At 44.9% G+C, this 18,184-nt stretch carries 17 protein-coding genes; 4 read left to right on the forward strand and 13 right to left on the reverse strand.

The genetic code is table 11. The features are described from left to right. Nucleotides 1-112 precede the first annotated feature (112 nt). From AB6D80_RS04825 to AB6D80_RS04885, 13 genes are all read right to left on the reverse strand, one after another. Nucleotides 113-994: a ParB/RepB/Spo0J family partition protein gene (locus tag AB6D80_RS04825; protein WP_012605105.1), complete on the reverse strand. Its 882-nt coding sequence runs from the start codon at nt 992-994 to the stop codon at nt 113-115. Nucleotides 995-1,017: 23 nt separating this feature from the next. Continuing rightward, nucleotides 1,018-1,791: a ParA family protein gene (locus tag AB6D80_RS04830; protein WP_009848126.1), complete on the reverse strand. Its 774-nt coding sequence runs from the start codon at nt 1,789-1,791 to the stop codon at nt 1,018-1,020. Between the two features lie 14 nt (nt 1,792-1,805). Continuing rightward, entirely contained in the window at nt 1,806-2,438 is a 633-nt protein-coding gene (rsmG, locus tag AB6D80_RS04835; RefSeq protein ID WP_009848127.1) for a 16S rRNA (guanine(527)-N(7))-methyltransferase RsmG, read from the reverse strand. Further along, nucleotides 2,438-4,333, reverse strand: a complete 1,896-nt coding sequence (gene mnmG / locus AB6D80_RS04840; RefSeq protein WP_012605106.1) for a tRNA uridine-5-carboxymethylaminomethyl(34) synthesis enzyme MnmG — start codon at nt 4,331-4,333, stop codon at nt 2,438-2,440. The genes rsmG and mnmG overlap by 1 nt, the downstream gene beginning before the upstream one ends. A gap of 480 nt (nt 4,334-4,813) precedes the next feature. Next, the gene (gene mioC / locus AB6D80_RS04845; RefSeq protein ID WP_029225327.1) at nt 4,814-5,248 is read right to left on the reverse strand and encodes an FMN-binding protein MioC; all 435 of its coding nucleotides are present in this window, start codon (nt 5,246-5,248) and stop codon (nt 4,814-4,816) included. A gap of 50 nt (nt 5,249-5,298) precedes the next feature. Further along, complete coding sequence (gene mnmE / locus AB6D80_RS04850) at nt 5,299-6,660, reverse strand: tRNA uridine-5-carboxymethylaminomethyl(34) synthesis GTPase MnmE (RefSeq protein WP_029225326.1); 1,362 nt, start codon at nt 6,658-6,660, stop codon at nt 5,299-5,301. A gap of 129 nt (nt 6,661-6,789) precedes the next feature. After that, the gene (gene yidC / locus AB6D80_RS04855; protein ID WP_371702029.1) at nt 6,790-8,409 is read right to left on the reverse strand and encodes a membrane protein insertase YidC; all 1,620 of its coding nucleotides are present in this window, start codon (nt 8,407-8,409) and stop codon (nt 6,790-6,792) included. A 2-nt stretch (nt 8,410-8,411) separates the two neighbouring features. After that, nucleotides 8,412-8,669, reverse strand: coding sequence for a membrane protein insertion efficiency factor YidD (yidD, locus tag AB6D80_RS04860; RefSeq protein WP_004735802.1), 258 nt, complete (start codon nt 8,667-8,669; stop codon nt 8,412-8,414). Further along, a complete protein-coding gene (rnpA, locus tag AB6D80_RS04865; RefSeq protein ID WP_029223763.1) occupies nt 8,636-8,959 on the reverse strand; it encodes a ribonuclease P protein component in 324 nt (107 codons plus the stop codon). Before rnpA ends, yidD begins: the two co-directional genes overlap by 34 nt. 45 nt (nt 8,960-9,004) lie before the next feature. Beyond that, nucleotides 9,005-9,139, reverse strand: coding sequence for a 50S ribosomal protein L34 (gene rpmH / locus AB6D80_RS04870; RefSeq protein ID WP_004735800.1), 135 nt, complete (start codon nt 9,137-9,139; stop codon nt 9,005-9,007). A gap of 194 nt (nt 9,140-9,333) precedes the next feature. Further along, nucleotides 9,334-10,083: an amino acid ABC transporter ATP-binding protein gene (locus tag AB6D80_RS04875; protein ID WP_135445416.1), complete on the reverse strand. Its 750-nt coding sequence runs from the start codon at nt 10,081-10,083 to the stop codon at nt 9,334-9,336. After that, complete coding sequence (locus tag AB6D80_RS04880) at nt 10,080-10,751, reverse strand: amino acid ABC transporter permease (protein WP_009848134.1); 672 nt, start codon at nt 10,749-10,751, stop codon at nt 10,080-10,082. Before AB6D80_RS04880 ends, AB6D80_RS04875 begins: the two co-directional genes overlap by 4 nt. Before the next feature lie 134 nt (nt 10,752-10,885). Beyond that, nucleotides 10,886-11,635, reverse strand: coding sequence for an amino acid ABC transporter substrate-binding protein (locus AB6D80_RS04885; protein ID WP_029223762.1), 750 nt, complete (start codon nt 11,633-11,635; stop codon nt 10,886-10,888). A 309-nt stretch (nt 11,636-11,944) separates the two neighbouring features. On the opposite strand from AB6D80_RS04885, the gene dnaA reads away from it, so the two are divergent. The 4 genes from dnaA (at nt 11,945) to gyrB (ending at nt 18,137) form a co-directional block, all read left to right on the forward strand. Continuing rightward, nucleotides 11,945-13,366 (forward strand): chromosomal replication initiator protein DnaA, encoded by a 1,422-nt coding sequence (gene dnaA, locus AB6D80_RS04890; RefSeq protein ID WP_009848136.1) that lies wholly within the window; start codon nt 11,945-11,947, stop codon nt 13,364-13,366. 81 nt (nt 13,367-13,447) lie between these two features. After that, entirely contained in the window at nt 13,448-14,548 is a 1,101-nt protein-coding gene (gene dnaN, locus AB6D80_RS04895; RefSeq protein WP_009848137.1) for a DNA polymerase III subunit beta, read from the forward strand. A gap of 74 nt (nt 14,549-14,622) precedes the next feature. Further along, on the forward strand, nt 14,623-15,702 hold the full coding sequence (recF, locus tag AB6D80_RS04900) for a DNA replication/repair protein RecF (protein WP_135445414.1): 1,080 nt from the start codon (nt 14,623-14,625) through the stop codon (nt 15,700-15,702). A 17-nt stretch (nt 15,703-15,719) separates the two neighbouring features. Continuing rightward, nucleotides 15,720-18,137, forward strand: a complete 2,418-nt coding sequence (gyrB, locus tag AB6D80_RS04905) for a DNA topoisomerase (ATP-hydrolyzing) subunit B (RefSeq protein WP_371702025.1) — start codon at nt 15,720-15,722, stop codon at nt 18,135-18,137. The last annotated feature ends 47 nt before the right edge of the window (nt 18,138-18,184 follow it).

Raw genomic sequence — 18,184 nt, forward strand, 5'->3', positions numbered from 1 at the left:
AAATTGATTGCAATAAGAATGCAGCAATCATTTACATTTTTGTATACAAACCGACAACTTTTGTACGAAATCACTTGTTCATTACATAATTGACCTAAATCAATTATCTCACTTAGTACTCTAATTTAGCAATAAGTTGATCTAATTTGTGAGGCTCATCAAGAGTAATTGTCACTTTTGACTTCCCACTAACAGAACGAGTAACTGAAACGTTTGCTTGCAATTTTTCCGTGAGTCTTCGTGAAAGTTCGATAGCTTCAGTGTCTTCTTGCTTCGATTCTGATTCAACGTCTGGCTTTAAGCACTTTTTAACAAGCTGCTCAGTTTGACGCACGGTCATTTTTTTGGTTGCCGCAGTGTTTGCTGCCTCAACCTGGGTATCGCCTTCGAGCGCAAGCAATGCTCTAGCATGCCCCATTTCCAGGTGTTTGTTGGAAACTAAACCTTTTACTTCATTTTCGAGCTGATTTAGACGTAATAAGTTACTAACCGTTGCTCTCGATTTACCGATCACTTCAGCAACTTGTTGATGTGTCAGCTCAAATTCGTTCTGCAAGCGCTCTAACGCTTGTGCTTCTTCTATAGCATTCAAGTCTTCACGCTGAATGTTCTCGATCAACGCCATCGCAATCGCGGCCTTGTCTTCGACTCTCTTAATTAGACATGGCACTTGCTTAAGGCCAGCTTGACGAGCAGCTCTCCAACGACGTTCGCCAGCAATAATCTCAAACTGGTCGTGTGCTAAGGGGCGTACAACGATTGGCTGAATAATACCTTGAGATTGGATTGATGCTGCCAGCTCTTCTAGCGCTTCCGGCGCAATATCCTTACGCGGTTGATATACACCTGGCTTTAAGCAACCAACAGCCAATTCGATAAGCTCACCATCAGCCGACAACGCCTGACTATAAGAAGCAACTTGCTGCTTTTCACGAGCTAATGAGCTAGTTGCAAGCAATGCATCTAGCCCCTTTCCTAAACCACGCTTAGACATTGAGCGAATTCCTTTGGTTGGACCTATACTGGGACTTCTTCACGACGTAACATTTCGCCAGCAAGAGCAAGATATGCCTTAGCTCCTGCAGAATATTTGTCGTAGTACATTGCTGGCTTGCCATGACTCGGCGCTTCTGCCAGACGCACATTTCTAGGGATCACAGTTCGATAGACTTTGCTACCGAAGTGCTTTTTGAGTTGATCAGATACTTCGTTCGATAAGCGGTTACGAGGGTCGTACATAGTACGCAGAAGACCTTCAATCTTCAGATTCTCATTGACCACCGCAGCGAGCTTGCTAATGGTATCCATCAACGCAGTCAAACCTTCCAGAGCAAAGTATTCACATTGCATAGGAACCAATACGGAATCGGCCGCAGCCATCGCATTAATTGTAAGAAGATTTAATGACGGTGGGCAATCGATAAAGATGAAATCATAGTTATTACGAATGGATGCCAACGCGTTCTTTAGGCGAACTTCACGAGCAAACACTTCCATCAATTTGATTTCTGCCGCTGTAACATCACCATTTGCGGCGATAAGGTCATAATTGCCAGATGTACTTCGGCAAACTACCTCATCAAATGGGGTGTCTTCAACTAGCAAATCGTAAGCAGTTGCTTCAACCTGATACTTGTCAACACCGCTCGCCATCGTGGCATTACCTTGAGGATCGAGGTCAACAACCAATATCTTGCGCTTTGTTGCCGCCATTGATGCTGCTAAGTTAATGCAAGTTGTTGTTTTTCCTACGCCACCCTTCTGGTTGGCAATTGCTACGATTTTACCCACTATGGCCTCGCTGATTATCCCTGACGCGATAAAGTAACTAGATGACGCTCTCCATCAAGCTCTGGCACTTGCAAAGCTTTAATGTCTGTCACTGAACACCATTCAGGTAACAGGTCGATTTCGTCTCTAGGATGTTGTCCCTTAAGAGCCAAAAATACACCGGATTGCTCTTTAGGTAAATGATGACACCACTCTACCATGTCTGTCATTGATGCAAATGCGCGACTGAGCACGGCATCAAACTTTTCTTCTGGTTGAAATTCTTCAACGCGACTTTGAATCGGCACCACGTTGTCGATACCCAGCTCATGAATCACTTGCTTGATAAAACGAATACGCTTACCCAAGCTGTCTAGCAAGTAAAACTCGCAGTCAGGATTCATGATTGAGAGCGGAATCCCAGGAAGACCAGGGCCTGTGCCAACGTCAATAAAGCGCTTGCCTTGTAAGTGAGTGCTAACAATGATGCTATCTAAGATATGTTTCACCATCATTTCTTGCGGATCACGAACTGACGTCAGATTGTATGCTTTGTTCCACTTGTTTAGTAACTCAACGTAGCCAACCAATTGGCTGCGTTGCTTTTCAGATACTTCAAGTTCAGTCTGGCCAATCAGGTGATCCAGTTTTTCGCGTAATGCGCTCATTATGCTTCCTCACCTTTTTTCAACAGGCCGTGTTTTTTCAAGTAAACCAACAGAATTGAAATTGCAGCAGGTGTGATACCTGAGATTCGCGATGCAATACCAATTGAGTCTGGTTTAGCGGTAGTTAGTTTAAGAACCACTTCGTTAGAAAGCCCTTTTACCTTACTGTAATCGATGTCAGCCGGCAGTTTGGTGTTTTCATGACGCAGTGATTTTTCAATTTCATCTTGTTGACGTTGGATATAGCCATCGTACTTCACTTGGATCTCAACTTGCTCAGACGCTTGTTGATCTTCCAGTGCAGGACCAAAACGATCCAACGACGTTAGCTGTGAATAAGTCATTTCAGGACGACGAAGAAGATCTTCACCACTCGCTTCACGAGACATTGGTGTTTTCAGGATCTGGTTCAATTGATCAATATCTTCAGATTTTGGATTAATCCATGTTTCTTTAAGACGTTGACGCTCTTTCTCCATGTTTTCCATCTTCTCGTTGAATCGCGTCCAACGAGCATCGTCGACCAAGCCAAGTTCACGTGACTTTTCAGTCAAACGGATATCAGCGTTGTCTTCACGAAGCAACAAGCGGTACTCCGCGCGAGATGTAAACATTCGGTACGGTTCTTTAGTACCCATCGTCGACAAGTCATCGATAAGTACACCCATGTAAGCTTGATCGCGGCGTGGGCTCCAGCCCTCTTTGCCTTGCGTAAACAAACTCGCATTCAAACCGGCCATTAAGCCTTGTGCTGCAGCTTCTTCGTAGCCGGTGGTGCCATTGATTTGCCCCGCAAAGAACAGACCCTTAATAAACTTGGTCTCGTAAGTCAGTTTAAGATCGCGAGGGTCAAAGAAGTCGTACTCAATCGCGTAGCCAGGACGGACGATGTGTGCGTTCTCAAAACCTTTCATTGAGTGAACGATTTTTACCTGAACATCAAACGGCAAACTGGTTGAAATACCATTCGGGTATAACTCGTGCGTCGTTAGGCCTTCAGGCTCAATGAAAATTTGGTGACTGTTTTTATCAGCAAAGCGCATCACTTTATCTTCAATCGACGGACAGTAACGAGGGCCAATACCTTCAATCACACCTGCGTACATCGGGCTGCGATCGAGATTGGCACGAATAACGTCATGCGTATTTTCGTTAGTGTGTGTGATGTAACATGGAATCTGACGCGGCTGCTGAGCTCGGTTACCCATGAATGAGAAAACCGGAGTCGGATTATCGCCGTGTTGAACCTCAAGCTCAGAAAAATCAACGCTGCGTGCATCGATGCGAGGAGGTGTACCCGTTTTCAGGCGATCAACACGAAATGGAAGATCACGAAGACGGTCAGCGAGCGCGATCGATGGTGGATCACCAGCACGTCCACCCGATGAACTTTCCATACCAATATGAATCTTACCGCCTAGGAATGTGCCTACCGTTAAGACCACAGCATTAGCGCGGAATTTGAGGCCCATTTGTGTAACCACACCCACCACTTGATCTTGTTCAACGATCAAGTCATCAACCGACTGTTGGAACAGAGTTAGGTTTGGTGTGTTTTCAAGAACATTACGGACAAAGGCTTTGTAAAGTGCGCGGTCAGCTTGTGCACGAGTTGCACGTACCGCAGGGCCTTTTGATGCGTTTAATGTTCTGAACTGAATACCTGCATGATCAATAGCTTGCGCCATTAATCCACCCATAGCATCGACCTCTTTTACCAAGTGGCCCTTACCGATCCCACCAATGGCTGGGTTACAAGACATCTGTCCCAACGTATCGATATTATGAGTTAGTAATAACGTACTTTGACCAGTACGTGCAGATGCGAGTGCGGCTTCCGTTCCTGCATGGCCACCACCAACAACGATGACGTCAAATTTTTCGTGATAAAGCATGAACCGACCTCAGGTACTCAAACGTTTCTAGATTGATAAAAAGGAGCGATATTCTACCTGTTTTCATAGCTTGAGAAAACGTTTTTGGAATTTTTCGAAAAAGCTGTTTTTAATTAATATAGATAAGATCTTTAGAGAGATCTTTTATTAGATCTATTATTAGGATCGAGGGTGTCTGTGGATAAGTAGAAAATGATCAACAAGATCATGGATCTTTTTTGGATCAAAGGGTGTGATCTAACTTTGATCACAATGAGGATTAGCTGGGATCAAAATGGCTACTTATACACAAGGAGAAATTACCTAGAAAGTTGTTATTTGGATAACTATAGGTTGATCACCGTATATGTATGATCTTATCCACAGAGAAAATTGAAAAAAAGGACATGTATTTCGATTTATTTTCAAAAAAGTTATTCACAATCACGATTTTCAGAGACAAAAAAAGCGGCATAAGCCGCTTTTTAGAAGATTGAGGTGTTAAAACTGGTCACTATGATCGTTAAACCATTCCTCTGCAGCATCTTCTGGGACCGGTGTTTCAAGAACATCGATGGTAAAACAGCCAGAAATAGCTTGAGCACCGAGCTCGTTTAGTTGGCTGTGGACTGATTTACCTGCCAAACAGAAGGTATCGTAGCTCGAATCTCCAAGCGCCACTACAGCAAAGCGAACCCGGCTTAAATCTGGAGATTGCTGGGTCAATGCGTCGATAAACGGCTTAATATTATCTGGAAATTCACCGGCACCATGAGTTGAAGTGACCAACAACCAAAAGCCTTGTTGGGGGATATCATCGTATTCAGGTTGATTATGAAGGGTTATTTCATGACCTTGCTCTTCAAGAAGATCATTAAGGTGATCGCCAACGTACTCTGCACCACCTAAGGTGCTACCTGTAATAATGTGGATCATTAAGCTGTCCTTACTAAAGAAGAAGGCCAGCATGAGCCGGCCTTTTAAGGTTATTTACCAATACAGAATGAAGAGAAGATGCGACCTAAAAGATCGTCTGAACTGAACTCACCCGTGATCTCATTGAGGTGCTGCTGAGTAATTCGAAGCTCTTCCGCTAAAATCTCACCCGCCATGTAGCCTTCAAGCTGCTGTTGGCCGATATCTAGGTGTTCTGATGCTCGTTCTAGGGCATCTAAGTGACGACGACGTGCCATAAAGCCACCTTCATGACCACCAGCAAAGCCCATACAATCCTTTAGATGACTACGCAGAGCGTCGACACCTTGGCCTGTTTTGGCTGATAAGCGAATCAGGGTTGGATCGTTAACATGACAAATGCCTAACTCTTCACTGGTTTGATCCGCTTTATTACGAATTACCGTCATTCCGATGTTGTCTGGTAGACGATCAACGAAATCTGGCCAGATATCTTTCGGGTCGGTTGCGTCTGTTGTTGTGCCATCAACCATAAATAAAACTCGGTCTGCCTGAGCTATTTCTTCCCAAGCACGTTCAATACCTATCTTTTCTACTTCATCAGAGGCCTCACGTAGGCCTGCGGTATCAATAATATGCAGTGGCATGCCATCAATATGGATATGTTCACGCAGTACATCACGCGTAGTGCCGGCAATATCAGTCACAATGGCAGATTCTTTGCCTGACAATGCATTTAATAGGCTCGATTTACCCGCATTTGGGCGACCTGCAATCACGACTTTCATACCTTCACGCATGATGGCACCTTGATTGGCTTCTTGGCGCACAGCTTCGAGATTGTCCATGATAGCCTGTAAGTCAGCACTTACTTTACCGTCAGCAAGGAAATCAATTTCTTCTTCAGGGAAGTCGATAGCCGCTTCAACGTAGATTCTTAGGTAAATCAGGGAATCTACCAGTGTATTAATACGCTTTGAGAATTCACCTTGCAGGGATTGTAGTGCAGATTTCGCCGCTTCTTCTGAGCTTGCGTCAATCAGGTCAGCAATCGCTTCGGCTTGAGTTAAATCCATCTTGTCGTTTAAGAAGGCACGCTCTGAAAACTCACCTGGACGCGCAGCACGCACGCCTGAGATCGCGAGGATTCGTTTGATTAGCATATCCATCACCACCGGACCGCCGTGGCCTTGCAGCTCTAACACGTCTTCGCCAGTAAACGAATGTGGGTTAGGGAAGAAAAGCGCGATACCTTGGTCGAGTTCGATGCCATCGTGAGATTTAAACGGCAGGTACTCAGCGTAGCGAGGCTTAAGTGTTTTTCCTGTTACTTCTAGGGCAACCTGAGTCGCCAATGGGCCGGAAACGCGGATAATACCGACGCCACCACGGCCTGGCGCGGTCGCTTGAGCAACAATCGTATCTGTAGTCATAGGTGTGCCTGCTAGCATGTGAAAGCCAAAGAGGGCATTCACGATTAATCAATTAGCTGAATTGTAATCAGCTAAAAACAAAAAGGCGACCTTTTGGTCGCCTTTCTTTATCTCTTTCTATTATCGAACTTACTTAGAATGTAAGCCTTTCTTTTCCAGTGCGCGGTAGATAAGCGTTTGCTGAATTAGAGTTACGATGTTCGATACTAGCCAGTAAAGAACCAGACCTGAAGGGAAGAACAGGAAGAAGAATGTGAACATAACCGGCATAAAGGTCATGATCTTCTGCTGCATTGGATCCGTTACAGTTGTCGGGCTCATCTTCTGGATTAGGAACATTGAAGCACCCATCAGAAGTGGCAAGATGTAGTATGGGTCTTGTGCTGAAAGGTCAGTAATCCAACCGAAGAACGGTGAGTGACGCAGTTCAACAGACTCCATTAGTGCCCAGTATAGCGAAATGAAGATAGGCATTTGAAGAAGGATAGGTAAACAGCCACCTAGTGGGTTTACTTTCTCTTTCTTGTAAAGCTCCATCATTTCTTGACTCATGCGTTGACGGTCGTCGCCAATACGCTCACGCATTGCAGTCAGCTTAGGCTGAAGCATACGCATTTTCGCCATAGACGTGTACTGAGCTTTCGTTAGTGGGTACATAGCACCACGAACGATGAAAGTTAGACAGATGATTGCCAGACCCCAGTTCACAACGATGCCTTGAATAAATGAAAGCAGAGTATGAAGTGGTTTAGCAATGAACCATAACCAACCGTAGTCAACTACTAGGTCTAGGTTTGGTGCAACAGCAGCCATTTGGTCTTGAAGTTTAGGACCAACCCAAAGCGTTGCTTTGAAGCTTGCTTCGTCGCCAGTAGCGATGGTTTTGTTCGGCATGCGAACACCGATGTCGCCAAGGTTACCAATTACACGAGTGTAAAGGTTGCTGCCTGCTTCGTCGCGTGGAATCCAAGCACTTGCAAAGTAGTGTTGAATCATCGCTGCCCAACCTTGACCGTTTGCTAGGTTAAGAGAAAGGTTGCGATCTTGCATGTCGTCGAAGCTGTATTTTTTGTAACGCGTATCTTCCGTAGAGTAAGCACCACCACGGTAAGTTGGCATTGTTAGGCTACCACCGTCATCCATAACGTTTTGACGTAGGTGAGCGTACATGCCGAATGTTGCGTTATTGCCAGAGTTGTTGACTACATCGTATTCAACGTCAATCGCGTAGCTGTCGCGCTTAAGGACGAATGTTTTTGTGTAATCCAGGCCGTTTGCTTGGTAAGTCATTGGGATGCGTAGTTCATCTTGACCTTCAGCCAACGTGAAGCTGTCTGCTGAAACCGTGTAGCTAGGGCGGTTAGTGCTGCTTAAATCGATACCTTGAGGACCCACTAGACCGCTTTGAGCGATAAATTGGTGACCAGGCTCGTTTTTAAGAAGAACAAAAGTATCTTCAGAATCGAACTCAGCAGAGTAATCGTTTAGGTTTGCTGTAACGACATCACCACCAACCGTATCAATTGACAGAGTCAGAACATCAGTTGTTACTGTGATAGTTTTAGCAGAAGCAACTTGACCAGGAGCCGGGTCTAGATCATCTGCATAAGATGGCGCTGGTAGGGTGCTGCCAGATTGTGCCTGCTCAACCGCTTGTGGAGCTGGGTTCTGAGCTACGTTCCATTGTTGGAACAGTAGGAAAGAAACCAAAGCCAATGCGATTAACAGGATATTACGTTGAGAATCCATCGTTATTTATCTCTGTCTTGTTTTTGGACTGGTGGAACGGGGTCAAAGCCCCCTTCGTTCAAAGGATGGCATTTTAATAGACGTTTGCCTGATAACCAACACCCTTTTACAAAACCGTGAGCTTTCAACGCTTCTATCGCATATAAAGAGCAGGTTGGAGTAAATCGGCAGCGTGGGCCGATGAGTGGACTAATAAACCATCTATAAAAATAGATGGGTATTAGCGCTATCCACGCGAAGGGCGAGACAGGCGAAGCCATAATTTGTCGAGTAGCTTGAACATTTCTTCATTGCTTAAATCTTGCGCGCTCTTCTTAGCGATTACAACATAATCTTTGTTAGGAAGTTTGTGTTGAGTGTTACGAAAGCTTTCACGAGTAAGACGCTTGAATCGATTACGACCCACGGCGGTTTTAATCTGCTTTTTCGGAACGGCTAATCCAAGGCGAGGATTTGAAAGAGAGTTATTTCGGGCAATGATGGTGAAATGAGGGGAGCCTGCTCGATGAGCTTGCTTGAAGACATTCTGATAATGTTCGGGAGTTAACAAGCGTAACTCCCGACCGAAGGCTAGCTTATTCAAAATAATCAAAGATTACTTAGAAAGACGCTTACGGCCTTTTGCACGACGTGCATTGATTGTTGCGCGACCGTTCTTAGTAGCCATGCGAGCACGGAAACCGTGTGTACGCTTACGCTTTAGAACTGTAGGTTGAAAAGTGCGTTTCATTGTAATTACCTTACTGATCAGTAGTTTTAGGTTTTTGTTAAACCCGGCGTGGGCATTTTTTCTCTTCTTTATATAAGAAAGGAAAACCGACGCCTCTCAACAAAGAGGCGGAATTGTAATCACTGTCACAAAAAGTGTCAATGATTGGGTTAACTAAAATTCCGGTCGGGGGATTATACGTAGAATAACTAAAATCACAAGGATCCTTCGTCGATCCCGACCTTATTTAAGAATTTCTTTAATTTAGGATCCTGTGGATTACCAAAAATATCCTGTGGAGATCCCTGTTCGACAATGTGGCCATCAGCCATGAAGATCACTCGGTCTGCGACCTCTCTAGCGAACTGCATTTCGTGAGTAACCACCAGCATGGTTTGATGCTGATTTGCTAGTTTTTTCATTAGGTTAAGCACTTCGCCAACCCATTCAGGATCAAGCGCTGAAGTCGGCTCATCAAACAGTAAAAGCTCTGGTTGTAGAGCCATTGCACGGCCAATACCAACCCGTTGCTGCTGGCCACCAGAGAGCGCGGCTGGGTAGCTATCAGCTTTCTCTCCTAAGCCAATGTCGTCGAGTATTTGTTGTGCTTTTTCATGGGCTTGCTTCTTTTTCCAACCACGAACGGTAATCAAACCTTCAGCTATATTCTGTCTCGCGGTTTGGTGAGCAAATAGTGCATAGTTTTGGAATACAAAACCAGTCTTACGACGCAGTGCAAGCACCTCTGCTTTGGTGTGTTTCTGAGCATCAACCTTAATATCATCAATCGAAATAATGCCTTGATCGGCTTGCTCTAGAAAATTCACACAACGCAGCAGGGTAGACTTACCCGTACCACTTGAACCTATGATGACAATTATCTCACCTTGTTTGATTTCTAGGTCGATCCCTTTCAAAACTTCGGTGTCACCAAACTGCTTGTGGATATTTTGTAATTTGATCATCGTACATACGCCTTATTCAGTTTCACTTCGGCCCAAATTTGAATACGAGTGAGGATAACCACTACACCCCAGTAAATCAGCGCGACTGCTAAGAAAGCCTCGAAGAAGCGGAAACTTGAAGAAGCTTCCATCTGAGCTTTAGCCATGATTTCGGCGACACCTAAGGTGAATGCAAGTGAAGTCGACTTGATCATGTCGATGAAATAGTTCATTAAAGAAGGCAGTGCTACGCGGGTTGCTTGCGGCAAGATCACTCGGCGCATCGCTTGACTGGTTGTCATACCGACTGAGAGGCTGGCTTCCATCTGGCTACGATCAATACCGATAATCGCGGCACGAATACTTTCTGCCATATACGCGGCAAAGTGCAGGGTTAAGCCAATTACAGCGGCGCTGAAAGCATCCAACCCAACCATCCAAGGGAATACTTGTGGTAAGCCGTAATAAAGGAGGAAAAGCTGTACCAACAGAGGTGTGCCTCGAAAGAAGCTAATGTACAGCTGGCTCAGTTGGTCGAGTACTGGGATTTTGAATACACGAATATTCGCCAGTATCAGAGACAGGATCAGAGCAAAGAACAAGCCCCAAGTCGCCATCTCCATCGTGGTGCCTAAATACTTCAGTAGTATTGGCAACAGCTCTAGCATGTAATTAAAGTCAAATCCCATAATCTATCTCGTATTAATATTGGAAGTGTTGTTCTATTTGGAAATACTGTTCTATCAGGCTTTTAATCAGTGCACAAAAGCAAAAAGCCCACCGCCGTGTAAAGCAGTGGGCCTCGAATGGAGATAGTGAGTGATTACTTCTGAGTAATGTCCGCACCAAACCATTTCTGAGAGATACTTTCTAGCGTACCATCTGCGCGCATTGCTGCTAATGCTTGGTTTACTTCTGCTTGCAGTTTTTTACCGTTGTCGTTGTCCACGAAAGGCCAAGCGTTTTCAATGGTTTCGAATGGCTGACCTGCTAGCTGTAATGGTAGACCCGTCTTCTTGATAAGCTCTAGTGCTGATAGGCGATCCATTACGAATGCATCGGCACGACCAAGAGCGACATCATGCTCAATACCTGTATCGTAGGTTTTAACATTGATCTTGCCATCTTTATCGTAGCTGCGAAGCAGTTGTTCAAAGTTTGAACCTAGGTTTACCGCAACCGTCTTGCCATCAAGGTCTTCGATACCCTTAATGCTGTCATTACCTTTACGAACGGTAATTTGTGCACCGTCTACTACGTATGGGTCTGCGAATAGGTATTTCGCTTTACGTGCATCCGTCATTGTAATTTGGTTTGAAATGGTATCGATACGACCCGTTTCAAGAAGACCAAACAGACCAGAGAAGTTTGCCGTTACGTATTCAACCTTGTAATCGTTACGCTTACCGATCTCATCCCATAAATCCACTTCAAAACCTTGTAGTTGGTCTTGTTTAACGAACGTAAACGGGAAGTAGCGACCAGACATGCCGACTTTAACTTCAGTCGCGGCTTGAACAGTAGCAGCAGAGAGTGCGATAGCCGCAATTGCAGCCTTAATCCAGTTATTCATTTGGTAACTCCTTATATTTATAGGGTTGGATGTTACTGGGAAAATGCTCAATAGAATAAATAACCAGATGTTATTAACCATAACCAGATCGCATTCTCGATTTGGGGATAACTAGCAAGGATCCGGGCATAAGTGGATCATTGTGTGAGTAAATTTGGGGCAAGATGTGTGGATCCACCGATTATTTACAAATTTATTGTGAATAACTTGGATCTTATTCACTGGATCTGTGATCAATTGCTGGTGATCTGACTTATCAACAGGTAAAATTAACGGTCATTTCATATAACTTAAATAGAGTGGGGCACCGTGTCATCTTCGCTTTGGTTGCAATGCTTGCAACAGCTTCAAGAAGAGTTACCAGCTACAGAGTTCAGTATGTGGGTACGTCCGTTACAAGCGGAGCTCAATGGTAATACTCTAACTCTATTTGCACCAAACCGATTTGTACTCGATTGGGTGCGCGATAAGTACCTAAATAGCATTAACCGTTTGCTACAAGAATATTGTGGTAATGATATCCCGCATCTTCATTTTGAAATTGGGAACAAACGAGTTACGGCTCCAAAATCTGAGACTATCGCCCCAGCTCGTACCCGCACAGCCGCTGATGTGGCCGCTGAATCGTCAGCACCTGCGCAGTTACAAGCTCGTAAGCCTGTTCACAATATCTGGCGTGATGAAGAGCCTGTAGCGGTTGATCTTAACCACCGTTCAAACGTAAACCCAAAACATAAGTTCAATAACTTTGTTGAGGGTAAATCAAACCAATTGGGTTTAGCGGCGGCACGTCAGGTTTCTGATAATCCAGGAACAGCCTATAACCCGTTGTTTTTATACGGTGGCACCGGTTTAGGTAAGACACACTTGTTGCATGCGGTGGGTAATGCCATTGTTGATAATAAGCCGAATGCGAAAGTGGTTTACATGCATTCTGAGCGTTTTGTTCAGGATATGGTGAAGGCGTTACAAAATAACGCGATTGAAGAATTTAAGCGCTACTACCGTAGTGTTGATGCTTTGCTTATCGATGATATCCAATTTTTCGCAAATAAAGAGCGCTCTCAAGAAGAGTTCTTCCATACCTTTAATGCGCTGCTTGAAGGCAACCAACAGATCATCCTAACCTCTGACCGTTATCCAAAAGAGATCAACGGGGTAGAGGATCGTCTTAAATCTCGCTTCGGCTGGGGTTTGACGGTAGCGATTGAGCCTCCTGAGCTTGAGACTCGTGTTGCGATCTTAATGAAGAAAGCCGAAGACCACCAAATTCACCTTGCGGATGAAGTGGCATTCTTTATTGCTAAGCGTTTACGCTCTAACGTTCGTGAGCTAGAAGGCGCATTGAACCGTGTTATTGCGAATGCAAACTTCACTGGCCGTCCGATCACGATCGATTTCGTGCGTGAAGCACTGCGTGACTTACTTGCCTTGCAAGAAAAACTGGTCACTATTGATAATATTCAAAAGACAGTCGCTGAATACTACAAAATCAAAGTTGCTGATCTATTATCTAAACGTCGTTCTCGTTCTGTTGCTCGTCCACGCCAACTGGCGATGGCACTGGCTAAAGAATTAACTAACCACAGCTTGCCTGAGATTGGCGATGCATTCGGTGGCCGTGACCACACGACCGTACTGCATGCTTGTCGTAAGATTGCTCAGTTGCGTGAAGAGAGCCACGACATTAAAGAAGATTATTCGAACTTGATTCGTACCCTTTCTTCTTAATACACAGTATTCTTAACCTTAATAAGCAGAATCTTGGCCACGTACTATTACGCAGTGCCATTTAGACCGTAAGAGCAAGATATGAAATTTACCATTGAACGTAGTCACCTGATTAAGCCATTACAACAAGTATCTGGCGCACTCGGTGGCAGGCCAACGCTTCCAATTCTAGGAAATCTACTGATTAAAGTAGAAGATAACGTGTTGTCGATGACAGCAACGGATCTAGAAGTTGAACTGATCAGCCGTGTAACGCTTGAAGGTGATTTCGAAGCGGGCAGCATTACTGTACCTTCACGTAAATTCCTAGATATCTGTCGTGGCTTGCCAGACAGCTCAGTGATCACTGTGGTATTGGATGGCGACCGTATTCAGGTTCGTTCTGGTCGTAGCCGCTTCTCATTAGCAACATTACCTGCGGCAGATTTTCCAAACATTGAAGACTGGAGCAGTGAAGTTGAAGTGTCAGTGACACAAGCTGAGCTACGCGGTCTTATCGAGAAAACCCAATTCTCAATGGCGAACCAAGATGTTCGTTATTACCTCAACGGTATGTTGTTTGAGATTGAAGGTTCAATCCTACGAAGTGTCGCAACTGATGGTCACCGTATGGCGGTATCTCAAGCACAATTGGGTGCCGATTTTGCTCAGAAGCAGATCATTGTTCCTCGTAAAGGTGTGCAAGAGTTAGTGAAGCTACTGGATGCACCAGAGCAACCGGTAACGCTGCAGATTGGTAACTCTAATGTGCGTGCTGAAGTGAACAACTATGTCTTCACTTCTAAGCTGGTTGATGGTCGTTTCCCTGATTATCGCCGCGTAATGCCGCAAAATACTACCAAGACACTTGAAGCTGGTTGTGATGAATTACGTTCAGCATTTTCTCGTGCTGCGATTCTGTCGAATGAAAAATTCCGTGGTGTTCGCGTTAATCTTGTAGATAGCGAGATGCGTATTACCGCGAACAACCCAGAGCAAGAAGAAGCGGAAGAAGTGCTAGACGTAACCTTTGATGGTGATGCACTAGAGATTGGTTTCAACGTAAGCTACGTGTTGGATGTTCTGAACACACTACGTTGTGAGCAAGTTCGCATCTCAATGTCAGACGCCAATGCGAGTGCTCTTATCGAGAACGCACAAGACGACAGCGCGATGTACGTTGTTATGCCTATTCGCTTATAAGCGTTGTTTGTGATGTTTACTGATCAACAACGTTTACCTATCGAGTCGTGATTGAAGATTAATATGAAGACGTTATGCCTTTATCGCGCTTAATCGTTAAGCAGTTTAGAAATATAGAAGCCTGTGACATTCAACCGTCATCAGGCTTTAACTTTCTTATAGGGGCTAACGGGAGCGGAAAAACCAGTGTCCTTGAAGCGGTATATCTGCTCGGACATGGTCGCTCATTTAAGAGTTCACTCACCGGCCGTATCATACAAAACGAGTGCAGTGAGCTGTTTGTACATGGCCGTTTTATGACCTCGGATCAATTTGAGCTGCCAATTGGCATTAATAAGCAGCGCGATGGCACAACAGAGGTTAAAATAAGCGGTCAAACTGGGCAAAAATTGGCTCAGTTAGCTCAGGTTTTACCTTTGCAGTTGATTCACCCGGAAGGGTTTGATTTACTAACCGATGGACCTAAGCATCGCCGCGCATTTATTGATTGGGGAGTCTTCCACAGTGAGTCCGGCTTTTATGATGCATGGGGCAGGGTAAAGCGCCTCAATAAGCAGCGAAACGCCTTATTGAAAACGGCAACAAACTATCGAGAACTGAGCTATTGGGACCAAGAGTTGGCCCGTTTAGCGGAAAGTATCAGCCAGTGGCGTGCCACTTACGTTGAACAGCTTAAAGAAGTCGCCGAAGAAATCTGTGCGACCTTCCTTCCTGAGTTTGAGATAAAGATTAACTATTATCGTGGTTGGGACAAAGACACCCCATATGCCGATATTTTAGAAAAGAATTTTGAAAGGGATCAGCAGCTTGGTTACACCTTTAGTGGGCCAAACAAAGCGGATCTGAAGATAAAAGTGAACGGCACTCCAGTGGAAGATGTCTTGTCACGAGGTCAATTGAAGTTGATGGTGTGCGCGCTGCGAGTAGCACAAGGGCAACACCTCACTCAAATGACAGGTAAGCAGTGCATCTATTTGATAGATGACTTTGCTTCCGAATTAGATAGCCAACGCCGAGCACGTCTTGCTGAGTGTTTAAAGGCGACCCAGGCTCAAGTTTTTGTAAGCTCTATTACCGCTGATCAGATTGCAGATATGCATGACGAAAATAGCAGGATGTTTCATGTGGAACATGGCAAAATAGAGCAAGGATAATTAGTCAGAGAGTAACTATGTCAGATAATTACGATTCATCGAGTATTAAAGTACTGAAGGGTCTGGATGCGGTACGTAAGCGTCCTGGAATGTACATTGGCGACACGGATGATGGTACCGGTCTGCACCACATGGTTTTTGAGGTGGTAGATAACTCTATTGATGAAGCGCTAGCTGGTCACTGTAATGACATCATTGTAACTATCCATGAAGATAGCTCAGTGTCTGTAAGCGATGACGGCCGTGGTATTCCAACAGAATTGCACCCAGAAGAAAAAGTATCAGCAGCAGAAGTAATCATGACGGTTCTTCACGCTGGTGGTAAGTTCGATGATAACTCGTACAAGGTATCTGGTGGTCTGCACGGTGTTGGTGTTTCAGTAGTTAACGCACTTTCTAAGCAAGTTACTCTTACTATCCACCGCGGTGGCAAAATCCACACTCAAACTTACAGTCACGGTGAGCCTCAAGCGCCACTAGCGGTTATCGGTGATACGGATAAAACCGGTACAGAGATTCGTTTCTGGCCGAGTGAAGAAACCTTCACTAACATCGAGTTCCATTACGACATTTTAGCTAAGCGTCTACGTGAGCTATCATTCTTGAACTCAGGTGTATCAATTAAGCTAATTGATAAGCGTGAAGAAGACAAAATGGATCACTTCGAATACGAAGGCGGTATCCAAGCGTTTGTTGAACACCTTAATACCAATAAAACACCAATCATCCAAAAGATTTTCCACTTTGATTCAGAGCGTGATGACGGCATTACCGTTGAAGTTGCAATGCAGTGGAACGATGGTTACCAAGAAAACATCTACTGTTTCACTAACAACATCCCTCAACGCGATGGTGGTGCTCACTTAGCGGGTTTCCGTGCTGCACTAACGCGTACTCTGAACAGCTTCATGGATAAAGAAGGCTTCTCGAAGAAAGCGAAGACTTCAACATCAGGTGATGATGCTCGTGAAGGTTTGACGGCGATTGTTTCGGTGAAAGTGCCAGATCCTAAGTTCTCAAGCCAAACGAAAGACAAGCTGGTTTCTTCAGAAGTGAAGTCTGCCGTTGAGTCTACGATGGGTGAGAAGCTATCTGAGTTCCTAATTGAGAACCCAGGTGAAGCGAAAATCGTTTGTTCTAAAATTATCGATGCAGCGCGTGCTCGTGATGCAGCGCGTAAAGCTCGTGAGATGACTCGTCGTAAAGGCGCATTAGATTTAGCCGGTCTTCCAGGTAAACTAGCTGACTGTCAGGAAAAAGATCCTGCTCAGTCTGAACTATACATTGTGGAAGGAGACTCTGCTGGCGGATCAGCCAAGCAGGGGCGTAACCGTAAGAACCAAGCAATCCTACCGCTTAAAGGTAAAATCCTTAACGTAGAGAAAGCGCGTTTCGATAAAATGCTGTCTTCTCAAGAAGTCGCAACGCTAATCACAGCCCTTGGTTGTGGTATTGGCCGTGATGAATACAACCCAGATAAACTGCGTTACCACAACATCATCATCATGACCGATGCCGATGTCGATGGTTCTCACATCCGTACACTGCTACTGACGTTCTTCTACCGTCAAATGCCTGAGCTGATTGAACGTGGTTACATCTACATTGCTCAACCGCCACTTTACAAAGTGAAGAAGGGTAAGCAAGAGCAGTACATCAAAGATGAAGATGCGATGAACCAGTATCAAGTATCTTTGGCTTTAGACAATGCAGAACTGCACGTAAACCCTGAAGCACCTGCGTTTGCCGGTGAAGGCTTAGAGAAGCTTGTTCAGCAATACAATGCAGGCATCAAGCTCGTTGATCGTATGAGCCGCCGCTACCCACGCGCATTGGTTCACGAACTGATTTACGTTCCTCGCCTAACCGCTGAGCAGTGTCATGATGATGCGGTGGTTGAAGCTTGGGGTAAGCAGCTAGTAGAGCAGCTAAACGGTAAAGAAGCGGGTGCAAGCCAATACAGCCTTGAAGTTGAAAAGCACGAAGAGCTAGATTTAAGCGTTCCTAAGATTGTGGTTCGTACTCATGGTGTAACTCATGAGCACGTGCTGAGCATTGATCTGATTAACTCGAAAGAGTTTGGCAAGCTAGCGGATCTTTCTGAAGCACTTGATGGCCTGATTGAAGAAGGTGCTTACATTAAGCGTGGCGAGCGTACTCAAGAAGTGTCTAGTTTCGTTGAAGCTCTGAACTGGTTAGTGAAAGAGTCTCGTCGTGGTCTAAGCCTACAACGATACAAAGGTCTAGGTGAGATGAACCCTGATCAACTTTGGGAAACGACAATGGATCCTGAAACTCGTCGTATGATGCAAGTAACGATTGAAGATGCTGTTGGTGCTGATCTGTTGTTTACAACATTGATGGGCGACCAAGTAGAACCGCGTCGTAACTTCATCGAAGAAAACGCACTTAAAGTAGCAAATCTAGACGTTTAGTATCTTTGATACTTCGCTCTTTCGCTTAATTTCTGTGTCAGAGGTGC

Origin of the sequence: Vibrio sp. 10N.247.310.17 (assembly GCF_041466605.1) — a bacterium.
Taxonomy (GTDB): Bacteria; Pseudomonadota; Gammaproteobacteria; order Enterobacterales; family Vibrionaceae; genus Vibrio; species Vibrio tasmaniensis_A.

Excerpts from the sequence above, each read along its gene's own strand:
- AB6D80_RS04825 (WP_012605105.1), bottom strand. The coding sequence starts at position 994 with ATGTCTAAGCGTGGTTTAGGAAAGGGGCTAGATGCATTGCTTGCAACT.
- mioC (WP_029225327.1), bottom strand. The coding sequence starts at position 5,248 with ATGATCCACATTATTACAGGTAGCACCTTAGGTGGTGCAGAGTACGTT.
- recF (WP_135445414.1), top strand. The coding sequence starts at position 14,623 with ATGCCTTTATCGCGCTTAATCGTTAAGCAGTTTAGAAATATAGAAGCC.
- yidC (WP_371702029.1), bottom strand. The coding sequence starts at position 8,409 with ATGGATTCTCAACGTAATATCCTGTTAATCGCATTGGCTTTGGTTTCT.
- AB6D80_RS04880 (WP_009848134.1), bottom strand. The coding sequence starts at position 10,751 with ATGGGATTTGACTTTAATTACATGCTAGAGCTGTTGCCAATACTACTG.
- dnaN (WP_009848137.1), top strand. The coding sequence starts at position 13,448 with ATGAAATTTACCATTGAACGTAGTCACCTGATTAAGCCATTACAACAA.
- mnmG (WP_012605106.1), bottom strand. The coding sequence starts at position 4,333 with ATGCTTTATCACGAAAAATTTGACGTCATCGTTGTTGGTGGTGGCCAT.
- gyrB (WP_371702025.1), top strand. The coding sequence starts at position 15,720 with ATGTCAGATAATTACGATTCATCGAGTATTAAAGTACTGAAGGGTCTG.
- AB6D80_RS04875 (WP_135445416.1), bottom strand. The coding sequence starts at position 10,083 with ATGATCAAATTACAAAATATCCACAAGCAGTTTGGTGACACCGAAGTT.
- rpmH (WP_004735800.1), bottom strand. The coding sequence starts at position 9,139 with ATGAAACGCACTTTTCAACCTACAGTTCTAAAGCGTAAGCGTACACAC.
- yidD (WP_004735802.1), bottom strand. The coding sequence starts at position 8,669 with ATGGCTTCGCCTGTCTCGCCCTTCGCGTGGATAGCGCTAATACCCATC.
- AB6D80_RS04885 (WP_029223762.1), bottom strand. The coding sequence starts at position 11,635 with ATGAATAACTGGATTAAGGCTGCAATTGCGGCTATCGCACTCTCTGCT.
- mnmE (WP_029225326.1), bottom strand. The coding sequence starts at position 6,660 with ATGACTACAGATACGATTGTTGCTCAAGCGACCGCGCCAGGCCGTGGT.
- rsmG (WP_009848127.1), bottom strand. The coding sequence starts at position 2,438 with ATGAGCGCATTACGCGAAAAACTGGATCACCTGATTGGCCAGACTGAA.